We start from the raw sequence: 14,402 nt of genomic DNA, 5'->3' as shown, positions 1-14,402 counted from the left end.
CTGTGTTGGCCGCAACCGCAATGGTCGCTGGCTATGTTGGGACTTTCGTCGAGAGAGCGCTCGTTCTGAAATGCTCTTTCGCTCTCGCTGCGATAGACCGGCGCTATCGGGCCCGATAGGCGCTCGCTATCGAACCGATTGGGGATTGGCATTTCCGCTTCCCGAGCGACTGGCGTTCGATGGTGGGGCGCCCGGTTGGCGGGCGTTCACGTCACTCCGGAGGAACATCTCATGACGAAATTGTCCAAGACCTTGATTGCCACGGCTGCGTTCGTGGTCATCGCCACATCGGCCTTCGCGGAAGCCACATGGGACTTCAAGGCCGGCATGGCCTATATGTATGGCGGACCCGGCAAGATGTCGGCGATGGCCATGGCCCCGGCGGAGAAGAACCACGAGGCCATGATGAAGAACGCCAAGAAAGTCCCCGACAACACCGTCTTCTTCATGGACAACGGATCGCTGTATTCCACCTCGGGGCGGCTGGACCCGACCGGCAATTTCTACGTGAACTGATCGCGTGCGCATGACGGCCGCCCCTTGCGGGCGGCCGGATCGGGCACCTAATATTCGTCCCCTGAACGCTGGAGCGCAAGATGACCTCTCTCTCGCCGGCCGATGCCGAGCGGCTTAAACACGCCTTCCAGCGCTGCCGTGACATGGATGGCACGCTGAACGAGCAGCTCCGCGCCTATGCCGACGCCAGCCGCGACGTGTTCCCGGCCTATGGCGAGGCAGTCGACAATCTGGTGACCAGATTGAATGGAAACGGCGGCGGCGAGACCGCGCCGCGTCCGGGCGAGTCGATGCCGCCGTTCATGTTGCCGGACGAGAGCGGGCGTCTCGTCGCGCTGTCCTCACTGCTGGAGAGCGGCCCGGTCGCCGTGATGTTTTTCCGCGGCCATTGGTGTCCCTATTGCCGGCTCAATGTCCGCGCGGTGGTCCAGGCGCTGGACCGCGTCGAGTCCATGGGTGCGCGCATAGTCGCGATCATGCCGGAGACGCAGGAATACACCCAGCAGCTCAAGGCGGAAGCTGGTGCCCCATTTCCGATCCTGACCGACCTCGACAACGGCTATGCGTTGTCGCTCAATCTCGCGATCTGGCTCGGTGCCGAGATCCAGCACCTGTTGTCCTATCAGGACATGGCGAAATTCCACGGCAATGATGGCTGGATGCTGCCGATCCCGGCCGTGTTCGTCGTTGGTCGCGACGGTCTCGTGAAAGCCCGCTTCGTCGATCCGGATTTCCGCAAGCGAATCGAGATCGATGATCTGCTTGAAGCGTTGGAAGGCGCGAGCAGGGAGGCCTGAAAGAGTGAGGAGCGAGCGTGGCTGCTACCCCGCAATCTCCCGCCAATCCGCACCGCGCAACATGCGCATAACGGCATTGGCCACCGCCGTGCGCTGCCGGCCGGCCACCCCGTAGAGGCTGACGGTGCGACGGGCGTCCAGCCCGGCGACCGCAGCGCGCGTCAACGTCTCCGGAACGGGCGAGGTGTGCGGCAGCATGGCGACGCCGATGTCGGCCTCGACCAGCTCGATCAAATCGCGCTCGTTCGAGATTTCGTGACCCTGCTCGATCGCGATGCCGTGCTCGCGCAGGCTCGCCGAGATACGGGCGGAATGCTCGCAAAACGTCCGGCTCAGCAGCTGCTCCGCGCGCAGATCGTCCAGTGCGATGCTGCTGCGGCCGGCCAGGCGATGTCCGTCGCTGACCACGAGCTCGAAGCTCTCGGTGAACAGCGGCCAGACATCGAGCCGCTCCCAGGCCTCGTCGATGTCCGCGGCAATCCCTAGCTCGGCCTCGCCCTTCTTCAGGAACTCGGCCACTTCACGACTCGAGCCGCGCAGGAAGCGGAATTCGAGCCGGTTGAACTGCCGCTTGATCTGGTTGAGATGCGGAATGAGGAGCGACAGGTCGATCGCATGCGTCAGCGCGACGCGGAGCGCGCCGATCTCGCCGCTCCGGAACGAGGAGGCCAGCGATCGGGCGCCGGTGGCCGCTTCGAAACACTGCTTCAGCAGCGGATGCATGCGCTGGCCGAGCTCGGTCAATTGCGCCGCGGGCCGTTCGCGGCGAAACAGATCGCCGCCGAGCTCGGCCTCGAGCTGCTTGATCGCGCGCGTCAGCGAAGGCTGCGTCACGTTGCATTCCTCGGCGGCACGCGTGAAGTTCAAGAGTTGCGCCACCGCGAGGAAATAGCGGACCTGGTGCATTTCCATGGATCGGCTCCCGGCAAGATCAGCCGAAAGCTAGCCGATCGGCGCGGAGAATGACATCCCGACCGCAATAGCGCACAGGCATGGTTTCGGAAGCCAACGGGCATTTCCGTCAAACCCGGCGATGCTTCACAGTCGGCTCAGCACAAGTCGTCATGTCAAAGGAGTTTGCCCGTGAATATGTCCGTCAAACCGCAGACGTCCGCCTCCCGGGCGCTCGCGGGCAAGGTTGCGCTGGTCACGGGCTCAACCAGTGGCATCGGCCTCGGTATCGCGCGGGCACTTGCCGCGGCCGGCGCCGACATCGTGCTGAACGGCCTTGGTGTGGCGGCCGAGCTCGACCGGACGCGCGAGCAGATCGCGGCGGAGTTCGGCGTCAAGGCAAGGTTTTCGCCGGCCGACATGACCAGACCGAATTCGATCGCCGAAATGATCGCGGCGACGGTTGCGCAGGCCGGCCGCCTGGATATCCTGATCAACAATGCCGGCATCCAGCACGTTGCGCCGCTGGAGCAGTTTCCGGTCGAGAAATGGGACCAGATCCTCGCGATCAATCTGTCGTCGGCCTTCCACACCACGCGGCTCGCGCTGCCCGCAATGCGACAGAACGGGTTCGGGCGGATCATCAACATCGCCTCCGCGCACGGCCTGGTCGCCTCGCCGTTCAAGGCGGCCTACGTCGCCGCCAAGCACGGCATCGTCGGGCTCACCAAGGTGACCGCGCTGGAGACGGCAGAAGAGGGCATTACCTGCAACGCGATCTGTCCCGGCTATGTCTATACGCCACTGGTCGAGGCGCAGATCGATGGGCAGGCCAAGGCGCATGGAATCTCGCGTGACCAGGTGATCCGTGACGTGCTGCTGGCGCAACAGCCGAACAAGCGCTTCTCGACCGTCGAGGAGCTCGGTGCGCTCAGCGTATTTCTGTCCACCAACGCAGCGGCCACGATCACCGGGATTGCGTTGCCCGTGGACGGAGGCTGGACCGCGCATTGAGGCGAGCGCGTAACATAGGGTCGCTAGGAGCGAACATGGCAAGGGTACGGGCTCTCAGGGAGCAGAATATGAACGATGTGAAGCGCGATACCAGCGTGTCGAAGGATCTGCCCGGCCAGGTGGTGCTGGTGCTTCAGGGCGGCGGTGCACTCGGATCCTATCAGGCCGGGGTGTACCAGGCGCTGCACGAGGCCGGCATCGAGCCGGACTGGATCATCGGCACCTCGATCGGCGCCATCAATGCCTGGCTCATTGCGGGCAACGCGCCTGACCAGCGGCTGCTGCGCCTGAAGCAGTTCTGGAAACGGATGGAGCAGAATCCGGTCTGGAATCTGCGCACCCCGTTTGCCGGCTTCAATGAAAAGCTCGCCTATTGGTCGACCTTGACCCACGGCATTCCCGGCTTCTTCCGTCCCAATCCATTGGCGCATGCGGGCGATTCCTATCCGCTCGGAGCCGATCACGCCGGCTTCTATTCGACGGCGCCGCTGGAGCGGACGCTGCTCGAGCTTGTCGATTTCGGCCGGATCAACCGCTGCGCGCCACGGTTGACGGTCGGCGCCGCTCACGTCCGCAGCAGCCAGATGCGCTATTTCGACAGCCGCGACGGCGAGCTGACGGTGAAGCATGTCATGGCTTCGGGCGCGCTGCCGCCGGCGTTTCCGGCGGTACGCATCGACGGCGAGCTCTATTGGGACGGCGGCATTCTGTCGAACACGCCGACCGAGGCCGTCTTCGACGACAATCCGCGCAAAAATTCGCTGATCCTCGCCGTGCATTTGTGGAATCCCGCCGGCGCCGAGCCGACCACGATGGCGGAGGTGCTGAACCGGCACAAGGATGTGCAATATTCCAGCCGGATCGCGAGCCAGATCACGCGCCAGCAGCAAACCCATCGCCTGCGCCACGTCATTAGCCAGCTCGCCGCGCGACTGCCTGAAAGCGAGCGCAGCAATCCGGCGGTGAGGGAATTGATCGACTACGGCTGCCCGACCAGGATGCATGTCGTGCGCCTGCTTGCGCCGCAGCTCGACCGCGAGAGCCACACCAAGGATATCGACTTCAGTCCGTCCGGCATCATGCGGCGCTGGGATGCCGGCTATTCGCACACAAAGTCAGTGCTTGAGCGAAGGCCGTGGGTTGGCGAGTTCGATCCGCTCGCGAGCGTGGTGCTGCACGAACATATGGACGAGATGCCGATGGCGGCGGAGTAGGGCCGCAAGCGATCGTCCCCTTCATCGAATTGCCACATGCCTTGCGGATTGTCGGTCCTGGTCCGCAATCGAAAGTCCCTGCAGGTGGTGTCCGGGAGCGAACTTGAATCTGCCCTTGATACCGTCCGCGCCAACGCGGCGGGACCGGTCGCCGGCGTGTTCGGCCCTGACACGGTGACCTGGCAAATCGACCGCGAGGCCGTGATCTTTCTCGGCGCCGGCCGGGCGCTGCTCCTTCAACTCGCGCATCCCTGGGTCGCCGCCGCCATCGCCGAGCATTCGAAAACCCTCGCTGATCCGATCGGACGATTTCACCGCACCTTCGACATCGTCTTTGCCATGGTGTTCGGTTCGCTTGACCGCGCGCTGTTGTCGTCGCGGCAATTGCACCGGCGCCACAGCATGATCGTCGGCGAGATGCCCGAGACCGTCGGTCCATTCGCGGCAGGCTCGCGCTACTGTGCCAACGACATCCCGTCGCTGCGCTGGGTTCATGCCACGCTGGTCGAGACCGCGCTGATGGCGCATGATCTGGTCTTGCCGCCGCTCTCGGCGGACGAACGCGAACGCTACTGGGCCGAGAGTCGGTTGTTCGGTGCGTTGTTCGGGTTGACGGCGCACGATCTGCCGGCGGACTGGTCCGGCTTTGCGGCCTACACCGCGGCAATGACGCAGTCGGATACGCTGACCGTCAGCCCGGCCGCGCGCGATATCGCCGCGCAGATCTTTGGTGGAGCGCGCCCGTGGTTGCGTCCGCCGCGCTGGTATCGCGCGCTCACCGCGAGCCTGCTGCCGGAAAGCTTGCGTGTGGGATTCGGGTTCGAGCTTGACGAGCGTGACACCAGATCCGCCGAGAAGGCGCTGCGATGGATACGGCGGGTCTATCCAAGGTTGCCAGACCGGCTGCGCTATGTCGGTCCCTACCAGGAAGCGCAAGCGCGGCTGCGCGGAGAGCCGCAGCCCGACTGGATGACGCGGTGCCTCAACCGTGCCTGGATCGGACGGTCGCAGATGGATGTGCGCGGGAGGGGGTGAAGTCCTCCGCCGTTGCCACAAACCACCGTCATTGCGAGGAGCTCTTGCGACGAAGCAATCCAGGCTGCTGCCACGGAAAACAGTCTGGATTGCTTCGCTACGCTCGCAATGACGAGGACACGCAGGCCTCACACCGCCGCCAGCTTCCGGTACAGCGCGTTGTAGCTGCCGGCCGGGATGCTCCAGGAGAACGACCGTCCCATCGCACTGCGACGCATGGTGTCGAGCTGGTCCTGCGCCATGAAGGCGGAGAACGCACGGCGGACGCCGCCGAGGAAGGATTCATGCGAAGGTTTTGAGAACAGGAAGCCGGTTTCGCCGTCGGTAATGGTCTCGGCGAGGCCGCCGGTCTGGTGGCCGATCGGCAGCGAGCCGAAGCGCTGGGCGTACATCTGGCTGAGCCCGCAGGGCTCGAAGCGTGACGGCATCAATGTGAAGTCGCTACCGGCGAAGATGCGGCGCGCCTGGGCCTCGTTGAAGCCGATCACGACCCCGATCGCGTCAGGCCGCCGGCGATGCGCGTCGATTAGCGCCTGCTCGAGCGCCGGCTCGCCGGAGCCGGTGACCACGATCTGCCCGCCGGCATCAACGATCTCGTCGGCCGCCGCCAGCACGAGGTCGATGCCCTTCTGGTGCACCAGCCGGGCGACGATGCCGAACATCGGGCCGCGCGACACCGCAAGCCCGAACTGCTTGCGCACGTAATCCGCATTGGCCTTCTTGCCGACCCAGTCGCCGGCGCCGAACTGCTGGGCAAGCTGGGCGCAGGAACGCGGGTCCCAGCTCTCGTCGATGCCGTTGAGGATGCCGGTGAGCTCGGCCGCGTCGGAGCGGACTCGAAGCAGGCCCTCGAGACCGCAGCCGAATTCATCCGTGGTGATCTCCCGCGCATAGGTGCCGCTGACTGTGGTGAGATGCGAGGCGTAGACCAGCCCGGCCTTGAGGAAGGAGAGCTGGTCGTAGAACTCGACGCCGTCGATGTGGAAGGAGCTCTCCGGCGCGCCGATCCGCCGCAGCGAGTCCTTCGGGAAGAGGCCCTGATAGGCGAGGTTGTGAATGGTCAGGATCGACGGCAGCTTGGAGCCGCGCCAGGCGAGGTAGGCCGGCACGAGCGAAGCCTGCCAGTCATTGGCGTGGATCAGGTCTGCTGCCCAATCCTTGTCCAACGTGCCCATCGCCAGCTCAGCGGCGGCCGAGGCAAAGCGCGCGAAACGGATGTCGTTGTCGGGCCAGTCGCGCCCGGACTCGTCACCATAAGGGTTGCCGGGCCGGTCGTAGAGTTGCGAGCACAACAGCACATAGACCGGCAGGCCGTCCTTGGTCGCGGCGCGGCCGAGCGAGCAGGCCGGCATCTCCGCGAACGCCGGACAGCGGCCAACGACCTGGATATGCGTGAGTTGTTCGATGATGTCGCGATAGCCGGGCAACATGACCCGGATGTCGGCGAAAGGACGAAGGGCTCGGGGGAGTGCAGCGGAAACGGCTCCAAGTCCGCCGACGCGGACAAAGTCGTCCATTTCTGTCGTAACGAACAAGACCCTCAAGAACTGCTGCCCTCTGCCGGAGCCCGATTGCTGCTATGCAAGAACGGGTCCAGTTGCCCTGGAATTCCCAAGCCCGCCCGCGAGACGTGTCTGTTCGGTAAAGACTTTCCTACTCAGCCGCCGCCCTCTAGGGTCGGCGCACCAACAACAGAGAACTTCGATAAGTTCCTAAGTGACTCAAGGACGCAAGCAGGCATGCAGCTATCAGATAAGCATGAGGGGACCACGACAAAGGCCTTCGCCGGCCTCAGGGTCCTGGATTTTTCGACCACCATCGCCGGTCCCCATTGTGCGCGGATGCTCGCCGACATGGGCGCCGAGGTCATCAAGATCGAGACCGACGGCGGTGAGACGATGCGGACCCGGCCGCCGCTGCGCAAGGGCTGCAGCACCGTGTTCGGCCAGCTCAACGTCGGCAAGAAGAGCGTCGTGCTCGACCTCAAGTCCGAGGACGGCAAGGAGGCGGTCCGCCGGCTGGCCGCGACTGCCGACATCCTGGTCGAGAACTTCCGCCCGGGCGTGATGCATCGGCTGCGGCTCGACTATGACAGAATACGCACGGTCAACCCGAAGCTGATCTACTGCTCGATCTCCGGCTACGGCCAGAGCGGCCCGTCGGCCGAGCTGCCGGCCTATGCGCCGGTGATCCATGCAGCCTCGGGCTACGACATGGCGCATCTCGCCTATCAGCCCGGCCGCAGCCGCCCGGATTATTGCGGCATCTACCATGCCGACGTCGTCACCGGCACCTACGGGTTCGGCGCGATCGCGTCGGCGCTCTACCAGCGCACCCTGACTGGGCTCGGCCAGCATATCGACGTTTCCATGCTGGAATCGATGCTGACGCTGACATTGATCGAGTTGCAGAACTCGCAGTTCACCGTGAAGCCGCCGCCGCGCCCGATGTTCGGGCCGACCGAGACGGCGAGCGGTTATGTCATGATCACGGTTGCCAGCGAGAAGACGTTTCAGGGACTGATGGGAGTGATCGGCCGCCCCGAATGGATCTCCGATCCGCGCTTCTCCACCTACGCCGCGCGTCGCGATCATTGGGCCGACTTGATGGACGGTGTAGAGGCCTGGTCGCGGCAGCTCTCGACCGATGTCTGTCTTGTCGCGTTAGGTGCGGCCGGCGTGCCGGCCTCGGCCTACCGCACTGTGTCCGAAGCACTGGCCGATCCGCAGCTCGCGCACCGAGAGGCGCTCTCGTCTGTCGAGGATGAAGGCGGCTCGTTCCAGGTCCTCAATCTGCCGTTCCGGATGACCGGTGCTGATACAACACCGGGCAAGACGATGGCCGTTCTTGGCGAGCACACGGACGGACTGCGCGCGGAGATCGGGCTCACCGACAATGCGCCAATTCCGTCAGGCAAAACAGCCGTGCAAGGCTGAGGGCAAGGCTGACGGCAAGTCTCACGGGAAGTCTGACGGATACTACGCTGTGGCAAGCAATGCGGCGTTGCGCGTGGCCGGCTTGCCATCATCCGTCAGCCTAAATTAGACAGGTCCGAGTTTGTCTCGTCCCGCCGCCCATGCCATGGTGGCGACGATAAGAAAAATATCCGGGAGGACGCCAATGAAAAGTTTCAAGGTCGCCGATTTCAAGGCGCCGCTGCAGGAGTTCGACGAGGCCACGCCGCAACCGTCCGGCACGCAGGTGCTGATCAAGGTGAAGGCGGCCGGCGTATGCCATAGCGACCTTCACATTTGGGAAGGTGGCTACGATCTCGGCCACGGCCGCAAGCCGCTCTCGCTGAAGGATCGCGGCATCAACCTGCCGCTGACCATGGGGCACGAGACGGTCGGCGAGGTGCTCGCCTTCGGCCCGGACGTGAAGTCGTCGGACCAGGGCGACGTGAAGATCGGCGATGTCGGGCTGGTCTATCCCTGGATCGGTTGCGGCAAATGCGCGACCTGTCTCGCCGGTGACGAGAACATGTGCCTGACGCCGCGCTCGCTCGGCGTCTATTGCGACGGCGGCTATTCCGACCACATGCTGGTGCCGCATCCGCGCTATTTGCTCAACCTCAAAGGCCTCGATCCCGCGTCAGCTGCACCCTACGCCTGCTCGGGCGTCACGACCTACAGCGCGCTGAAGAAGCTCGAGCAGCACTTCGACACGCCGATCGTGATGTTCGGCGCCGGCGGACTTGGCCTGATGGCACTGTCGCTGCTGAAGGCGATGGGCGGCAAGGGCGCGATCATGGTCGACATCGACGCGAAGAAACGCGAAGCGGCGGAGCAAGCCGGCGCGCTCGCGACCGTCGATCCCAAGGCGGCCGACGCGCTGGAGCAGCTTGCCAAGAAAGCCGGTGGTCCCATCCGCGCCGTGCTCGATCTCGTCGGAAACGCCGCCACCACGCAACTCGGCTTCGACTGCCTGACCAAGGGCGGCAAGCTCGTCCTCGTCGGCCTGTTCGGCGGCGGTGCGACCTGGGCGCTGCCGCTGATTCCGATCAAGGCGGTGACGATCCAGGGCAGCTATGTCGGCAATTTGCGCGAGACGCAGGAGCTGCTCGACCTGGTGCGAGCGAAGAACATAGCGCCGATCCCCGTGACGCGGCAGCCGCTCGCCAAGGCCAACGACGCGCTGGTGCAGCTGCAGCAGGGCGCGGTGGTTGGCCGCACGGTGCTGACGCCGTAACCAACGCTCCATCCTCCGTCATTGCGAGGAGCGAAGCGACGAAGCAATCCAGAGTGTTTCCGCAGATGCAGTTCTGGATTGCTTCGCTTCGCTCGCAATGACGATTTAGCTCGCTCCTCCTGAGGCTTCCCATGTCCGCAAATAATGCCTTCCACATTGCCGTGCTTGCCGGTGACGGCATCGGTCCCGAAGTCATGGCGCCGGCCATCGAAGTCCTGCGCAAGATCGAGACGAAATCCGGCCTGAGCTTTCGCTTCACCGAGGGGCCGGCGGGCGCCAATCATTATCTCGCCGCCGGCAAGTCGATGCCGGACACCACCATCAAGCTGTGCGAGGAGGCGGACGCGATCCTGCTCGGCGCCTGCGGCCTGCCGTCGGTGCGCTATCCTGACAACACCGAGATCGCGCCGCAGATCGAGCTGCGCTTCATCTTCGATCTCTATGCCGGTGTGCGCCCGGCGCGGCTCATTCCGGGCGTGCCGAGCCCGATCGTCGGCGCCGACCAGCGCGGCATCGATCTCGTCGTGATCAGGGAGTCCACCGAAGGCCTGTTCGCCTCGATGGGCAAGGGCGTCGTCACCCATGAGGAGGCGCGCGAAACCATGGTGATCACGCGCAAGACGTCCGAGCGCCTGTTCGAGTTCTCGTTTCGCCTCGCCGAGCGGCGCAAGGCGCGCGGCAAGCCCGGCGCGCTGGCTTGCGTCGACAAGGCGAACGTGTTCAAGGCCTTTGCGTTCTTCCGCGGCATCTTCGACGAGATCGCCAAGCGTCATCCGGAGGTGAAGACCGACCGGCTCTATGTCGATGCCTGCTCGGCGATGCTGGTGAAGCGTCCCTGGGATTTCGACGTGATGGTGATGGAGAACATGTTCGGAGACATCGTCTCCGACATCACCGCGAGCCTGATCGGCGGCCTCGGCATGGCGCCCTCGGCCGACATCGGCGACAAATACGCAGTGTTCCAGCCGTGCCACGGCACCGCGCCCGACATCATGGGGCAGGGCAAAGCCAATCCCACCGGGATGATCTTGTCGGCTGCAATGATGCTGGACTGGCTCGCCGACAAGCACGGCGTCGAAGGAGCGGCCGAGGCCGGCGAGACCATCGAGCGTGCGGTGGACAAGGTCTATGCCGACGGTCTCAAGCCGATGGAATTTGGTGGCCGCAACGGAACCGCCGACATCACGAAGGCGGTGCTTGCGGCGCTGTAGTCAAGGAAGAGGGGCCTCGCGGCCCCTCGCAATTCACCAGCGACGCCAGTGGCGGTGGCCGCCCCAGCCCCACGGACGGCCGCCGTAGAAGCGTCGCGGGCCGCCGTAAAAACCGTAGGCGCCGTAATAATTCGGACGCCAGAAGCAGCGACCCCAGGGGTTGCAGACCCAGCGCACCTGATCGACGTCGGCTGCCGGGCCGCTCGCGATACGGTCGGCCTGCGGAATGCCGTTCGGCATCGCTGCGAGTGCCTGTCCTGATGCGAGAGCGGCGCCGCCCAGGGCAGCCAGACCAACAACAGCAAATTTCAGTTTCATCGCAATCTCCCTCGTTTGATGGCGAGAGAACTTCCAGCAAATCAGCTGGTTGCTATGGTGTTGCGGGGCCGTGGGAATTTAATCTTCCTGAATGCATGTTCAGTTTGCCCGCCGTCATCGCGAAGAGCCAAGCAGGCAGAGGCACTCTGGATTGTTTCATTTTGCTCGCTGGCGACGGAATCACTGTCCCTGGAACTGCGGCTTGCGCTTCTCCATGAAGGCCTGCCGGCCCTCGCGAAAATCCACGCTGTCCATACAGGCCGTGCCGACCGCCCTGATCGCGTCCATGTCGCGCGCGCTTTCGTCCTTCAACACTTGCGCGATGGTGAGCTTGGCGGCCTTGATCGCGAGCGGCGCATTTTGCGAGATCGTCTCGGCGATGGCCATGGTCTCGCCCCAGAGCTGATCCTCCGGAAGCACGCGCTCGACCAACCCGATGCGCAGCGCTTCCGACGCATCGATGCGCATGCCCGTATACATCAGGAGCCGTGCCCAGGACGGGCCAACCAGCGACACCAAGTGCCGCAAGCCGTCATAGCCATAAGCGATGCCGAGCTTCGCCGCGGGAATGCCGAACTGGCTGCCATGGGAGGCGATGCGGATGTCGGCGAGCATCGCCACCTGCATGCCGCCGCCGAGACAAAAACCCTGGATGCAGGCAATCGTTGGCTTGGGATAATCGGCGAGCAGCGCGCGCTGGGCGGCGCTGCGTTTTGCGTATTCCTCGGAAGCGGCGGCGTTATGGCGCGTCTTCTCGAACTGGCTGATGTCGGCGCCCGACACGAATGCCTTGCCACCGCCGCCGCGCAGGATCACGACGCGCACGGCAGCGTCATCGCGTAAGGCGGTCAGCGCCTCGCCAAATCCCTCCCACATCTCCAGCGACATCGCGTTGCGCTTGTCGGGATTGTTGAACGTGATCACGCCGACGCCACTGGCTGTGTGCTTGAGGATCTTGCCGTCGGCGTAGGGAATTTCGGTCGTGCTGGACATGTCGGACATCGCGGGCGCTTTCGTTGGCGAGGCGCAATGTTCGGCCGGGGCGAGGCCAGGGTCAACCGCGACAACGGACCTGGCTTTGCAGCCGCCTGTGCCGCGATTGCATGGCGCGATCTATCTGGTCATGTGCGCGGTCAGCGGGTGGCTGCCGGCATTGCTGAAGAAGGCCGCCTCTTCGGCGGTCGCCTCCAGCAACTGCTCGTCCTGGTGATAGACGTCGTTGCGGAACTGGACGGTCTGGTCCTTGGTCATCCACGCCGTGAGGTAGATCCAGGCCACCGGCACCTTCTTCGCCATGGCGACGTCGAGATGCTGGCCGCTGGCGATCTCCGCGTCGATCGCGGCGCGGCTCCATTTCGGCTGGTCCTTCAGCAGCCAGGCGGCGAGATCGCGCACATTGTCGACGCGCGAGCAGCCGTGGGAATCGAAGCGGTAATCATCGCTGAACAGATTGCGCTGGTTGGTGTCGTGCATGTAGACCGAATAGGAATTCGGCATGTCGATCTTGACCGCGCCGAGCGCGTTGAACGTGCCGTTGTGCTGGCGCACGGTGAAATTCGGCGTATGGGTGCCCGACCAGTCAACCGAATTCGGGTCGATCGGATTGTCGTGGGCGTCGAGCACCTCCATGTGCATGCGCGACAGATAGCTGGGATCCTTGCGCATATGCGCGGAGATCTCGGTCTTGGCGATCGAGGAGGGCACCGTCCAGGTCGGATTGAGGACGACGCTGCTGATCTGGGCCGTCAGCGTCGGCGAGGGCTTTTCGGTCTTGCCGACGATCACGCGATAGCGCCTTACCACGACGTCGTTCTCGACCGCTTCGGCAAAGGCGGCGGGGATGTTGACCACGACATAGCGCTGGCCGAAGCCGAAATTCATGTTCTCGAGCCGCTGCAGCGAAGCCTCCAGCTGCCGGATGCGCTTCTGCACCGGCACGTTCATCGCCGCGATCGTGCGCGGCGTCATCGTTCCGGTCGGCGCGAGGCCGTGGCGGGCCTGGAAGCGTTTCACGGCGTCGGCGAGATCCTGGTCGAAGGCGCCGCTCGCCTTGTCGGCGGAAAGATCGCCGGAGACGATCAGCCGCTTGCGCAGGAGATCGTCATTGGCGCCCTGGGCGCCGGGCGCGAATTTGGCGTCTGCCGGGATCGTCGGCCAGCCGCCGCGCACGGCCAGATCGGAATAGCTCAGCGCCGCATCCTTGATGCGCTGGGCGGAGCCTTCGTCATAGGTCGGCTCATGCGTCAGCGCGAGCGCTGCGGCCGAACGGCTCTCCGCCGTAGATGCGGCCGCCGGCGCGGCGGTTTTCGGTGCGGCTGCGTGGGCCGGATTGGCGGTGGCCGGCACCGTGCCAGCCGCAGTCGCCGGCTTGGGCCCGGCCTGTCCAATGGTCTCGGTCTGAGCAAGCGCAGAGGCGCTCGCAAGCATGCCGACAGCAATGATTATCGCATGGCGCTTCGACATGTGTCCCATCTTCCCTATGAGAGCGAGGCCCGGACGGGCGCTCGCATCGGCAATTCCCGGTTCGTCGGGCTGATTCGAGAAATCGGCGGGAGGCTAGCGTCTCCCGGTTGCGGCTCCCTCAAGCACGGCGCATCGCGAGCCCCATGCGCAAGGCACGCGGTCTCTGGATTGGGTCGCGACAGGGCAGGAATGGGTTCGCGCAAACCGCGGGCGACGGCGGGAAAAATGGTCAACAAAAAGGGGCGGTCATGCCGCCCCGAGAAGTCCGCGCAAGCGCGGGCCGGATATATCTCGTCCGGGTCTCGTTCAATCCAGCCGCGCCCCGTGACGCGGCGGATTGAACATCGGGCGGAAAGGCACGAACGCCGATCGGCTCAGGCTTCGTTCGCTGCGATCGATTCCATCAGCGAGACGAGCTGACGCTGCACCGTCTGGTCCTTGATCTTGCTGTAGGCGCGCAGCAGGCGGAGGCTGAAGGCCGAGTCCAGGAAGAGCAGGCTCTCGACTTCGCGCGCCTTGTTGTCGCCGTCATAGAAGAAGGTCACGGGCACATCGAGGGCGGTGGCGATCTGCTGAAGCCGGGCCGCGCCGACGCGATTGACGCCCTTCTCGTACTTCTGGACCTGCTGGAAACTGACGCCGAGCTTCTCGCCGAGCTCGGCCTGCGAGACCTTCATCTCGACGCGCCGTAGACGGATTCGCTTGCCCAGCTCAATGTCCGGCTTGCCGGCACTGCGCTGCTTCATTCTCTTCGC

14 protein-coding genes are annotated in these 14,402 nt (G+C 64.5%); 8 read left to right on the top strand and 6 right to left on the bottom strand.

What is annotated here, in order from left to right:
- Positions 1–231 precede the first annotated feature (231 nt).
- Entirely contained in the window at positions 232–516 is a 285-nt protein-coding gene (locus RX329_RS31205) for a hypothetical protein (protein WP_204510571.1), read from the top strand.
- 80 nt (positions 517–596) lie between these two features.
- A complete protein-coding gene (locus RX329_RS31200) occupies positions 597–1,313 on the top strand; it encodes a peroxiredoxin-like family protein (protein WP_085362251.1) in 717 nt (238 codons plus the stop codon).
- Positions 1,314–1,337: 24 nt separating this feature from the next.
- Here RX329_RS31200 and RX329_RS31195 read toward each other — a convergent pair whose 3' ends face one another.
- Positions 1,338–2,225: a LysR family transcriptional regulator gene (locus RX329_RS31195; protein ID WP_018457123.1), complete on the bottom strand. Its 888-nt coding sequence runs from the start codon at positions 2,223–2,225 to the stop codon at positions 1,338–1,340.
- Between the two features lie 177 nt (positions 2,226–2,402).
- Between RX329_RS31195 and RX329_RS31190 the strand changes: the two genes are divergently transcribed.
- The 3 genes from RX329_RS31190 (at position 2,403) to RX329_RS31180 (ending at position 5,467) form a co-directional block, all read left to right on the top strand.
- The gene (locus RX329_RS31190) at positions 2,403–3,218 is read left to right on the top strand and encodes a 3-hydroxybutyrate dehydrogenase (RefSeq protein ID WP_094183368.1); all 816 of its coding nucleotides are present in this window, start codon (positions 2,403–2,405) and stop codon (positions 3,216–3,218) included.
- Between the two features lie 68 nt (positions 3,219–3,286).
- Positions 3,287–4,432 carry a patatin-like phospholipase family protein gene (locus RX329_RS31185; RefSeq protein ID WP_018457121.1) on the top strand — a complete coding sequence of 382 codons (1,146 nt, stop codon included), beginning with the start codon at positions 3,287–3,289 and terminating at the stop codon, positions 4,430–4,432.
- A gap of 36 nt (positions 4,433–4,468) precedes the next feature.
- Complete coding sequence (locus tag RX329_RS31180) at positions 4,469–5,467, top strand: oxygenase MpaB family protein (protein ID WP_249799825.1); 999 nt, start codon at positions 4,469–4,471, stop codon at positions 5,465–5,467.
- Positions 5,468–5,595: 128 nt separating this feature from the next.
- Here the strand turns inward: RX329_RS31180 and glgA are convergent, their stop codons facing one another.
- Positions 5,596–7,011 carry a glycogen synthase GlgA gene (glgA, locus tag RX329_RS31175; RefSeq protein ID WP_039799962.1) on the bottom strand — a complete coding sequence of 472 codons (1,416 nt, stop codon included), beginning with the start codon at positions 7,009–7,011 and terminating at the stop codon, positions 5,596–5,598.
- Positions 7,012–7,206: 195 nt separating this feature from the next.
- On the opposite strand from glgA, the gene RX329_RS31170 reads away from it, so the two are divergent.
- The 3 genes from RX329_RS31170 (at position 7,207) to RX329_RS31160 (ending at position 10,866) form a co-directional block, all read left to right on the top strand.
- Positions 7,207–8,403: a CaiB/BaiF CoA transferase family protein gene (locus RX329_RS31170; RefSeq protein ID WP_317244789.1), complete on the top strand. Its 1,197-nt coding sequence runs from the start codon at positions 7,207–7,209 to the stop codon at positions 8,401–8,403.
- A gap of 184 nt (positions 8,404–8,587) precedes the next feature.
- Complete coding sequence (locus RX329_RS31165) at positions 8,588–9,655, top strand: alcohol dehydrogenase (RefSeq protein ID WP_085352109.1); 1,068 nt, start codon at positions 8,588–8,590, stop codon at positions 9,653–9,655.
- 131 nt (positions 9,656–9,786) lie between these two features.
- Positions 9,787–10,866 carry an isocitrate/isopropylmalate dehydrogenase family protein gene (locus tag RX329_RS31160; protein ID WP_085352110.1) on the top strand — a complete coding sequence of 360 codons (1,080 nt, stop codon included), beginning with the start codon at positions 9,787–9,789 and terminating at the stop codon, positions 10,864–10,866.
- A 33-nt stretch (positions 10,867–10,899) separates the two neighbouring features.
- Here the strand turns inward: RX329_RS31160 and RX329_RS31155 are convergent, their stop codons facing one another.
- From RX329_RS31155 to RX329_RS31140, 4 genes are all read right to left on the bottom strand, one after another.
- Positions 10,900–11,184, bottom strand: a complete 285-nt coding sequence (locus RX329_RS31155) for a hypothetical protein (RefSeq protein WP_085352111.1) — start codon at positions 11,182–11,184, stop codon at positions 10,900–10,902.
- A gap of 180 nt (positions 11,185–11,364) precedes the next feature.
- The gene (locus RX329_RS31150; RefSeq protein ID WP_018457114.1) at positions 11,365–12,186 is read right to left on the bottom strand and encodes an enoyl-CoA hydratase; all 822 of its coding nucleotides are present in this window, start codon (positions 12,184–12,186) and stop codon (positions 11,365–11,367) included.
- Between the two features lie 111 nt (positions 12,187–12,297).
- Positions 12,298–13,647 carry a murein L,D-transpeptidase gene (locus RX329_RS31145; protein WP_317244788.1) on the bottom strand — a complete coding sequence of 450 codons (1,350 nt, stop codon included), beginning with the start codon at positions 13,645–13,647 and terminating at the stop codon, positions 12,298–12,300.
- 374 nt (positions 13,648–14,021) lie between these two features.
- Positions 14,022–14,393: a helix-turn-helix domain-containing protein gene (locus tag RX329_RS31140; RefSeq protein ID WP_026233304.1), complete on the bottom strand. Its 372-nt coding sequence runs from the start codon at positions 14,391–14,393 to the stop codon at positions 14,022–14,024.
- Positions 14,394–14,402: the final 9 nt, after the last annotated feature.

The sequence above is a fragment of the Bradyrhizobium sp. BWC-3-1 genome (assembly GCF_032917965.1).
Taxonomy (GTDB): domain Bacteria; phylum Pseudomonadota; class Alphaproteobacteria; order Rhizobiales; family Xanthobacteraceae; genus Bradyrhizobium; species Bradyrhizobium canariense_D.
The sequence above is the reverse complement of the archived record's forward strand: the minus strand, read 5'-3'. Positions and strand labels throughout refer to the sequence as shown.

What these genes read in the sequence shown, in the direction of transcription:
- RX329_RS31205 (WP_204510571.1), top strand. Translation starts at nt 232, where the DNA reads ATGACGAAATTGTCCAAGACCTTGATTGCCACGGCTGCGTTCGTGGTC.
- RX329_RS31200 (WP_085362251.1), top strand. Translation starts at nt 597, where the DNA reads ATGACCTCTCTCTCGCCGGCCGATGCCGAGCGGCTTAAACACGCCTTC.
- RX329_RS31195 (WP_018457123.1), bottom strand. Translation starts at nt 2,225, where the DNA reads ATGGAAATGCACCAGGTCCGCTATTTCCTCGCGGTGGCGCAACTCTTG.
- RX329_RS31190 (WP_094183368.1), top strand. Translation starts at nt 2,403, where the DNA reads ATGTCCGTCAAACCGCAGACGTCCGCCTCCCGGGCGCTCGCGGGCAAG.
- RX329_RS31185 (WP_018457121.1), top strand. Translation starts at nt 3,287, where the DNA reads ATGAACGATGTGAAGCGCGATACCAGCGTGTCGAAGGATCTGCCCGGC.
- RX329_RS31180 (WP_249799825.1), top strand. Translation starts at nt 4,469, where the DNA reads ATGCCTTGCGGATTGTCGGTCCTGGTCCGCAATCGAAAGTCCCTGCAG.
- RX329_RS31170 (WP_317244789.1), top strand. Translation starts at nt 7,207, where the DNA reads ATGCAGCTATCAGATAAGCATGAGGGGACCACGACAAAGGCCTTCGCC.
- RX329_RS31165 (WP_085352109.1), top strand. Translation starts at nt 8,588, where the DNA reads ATGAAAAGTTTCAAGGTCGCCGATTTCAAGGCGCCGCTGCAGGAGTTC.
- RX329_RS31160 (WP_085352110.1), top strand. Translation starts at nt 9,787, where the DNA reads ATGTCCGCAAATAATGCCTTCCACATTGCCGTGCTTGCCGGTGACGGC.
- RX329_RS31155 (WP_085352111.1), bottom strand. Translation starts at nt 11,184, where the DNA reads ATGAAACTGAAATTTGCTGTTGTTGGTCTGGCTGCCCTGGGCGGCGCC.
- RX329_RS31150 (WP_018457114.1), bottom strand. Translation starts at nt 12,186, where the DNA reads ATGTCCGACATGTCCAGCACGACCGAAATTCCCTACGCCGACGGCAAG.
- RX329_RS31145 (WP_317244788.1), bottom strand. Translation starts at nt 13,647, where the DNA reads ATGTCGAAGCGCCATGCGATAATCATTGCTGTCGGCATGCTTGCGAGC.
- RX329_RS31140 (WP_026233304.1), bottom strand. Translation starts at nt 14,393, where the DNA reads ATGAAGCAGCGCAGTGCCGGCAAGCCGGACATTGAGCTGGGCAAGCGA.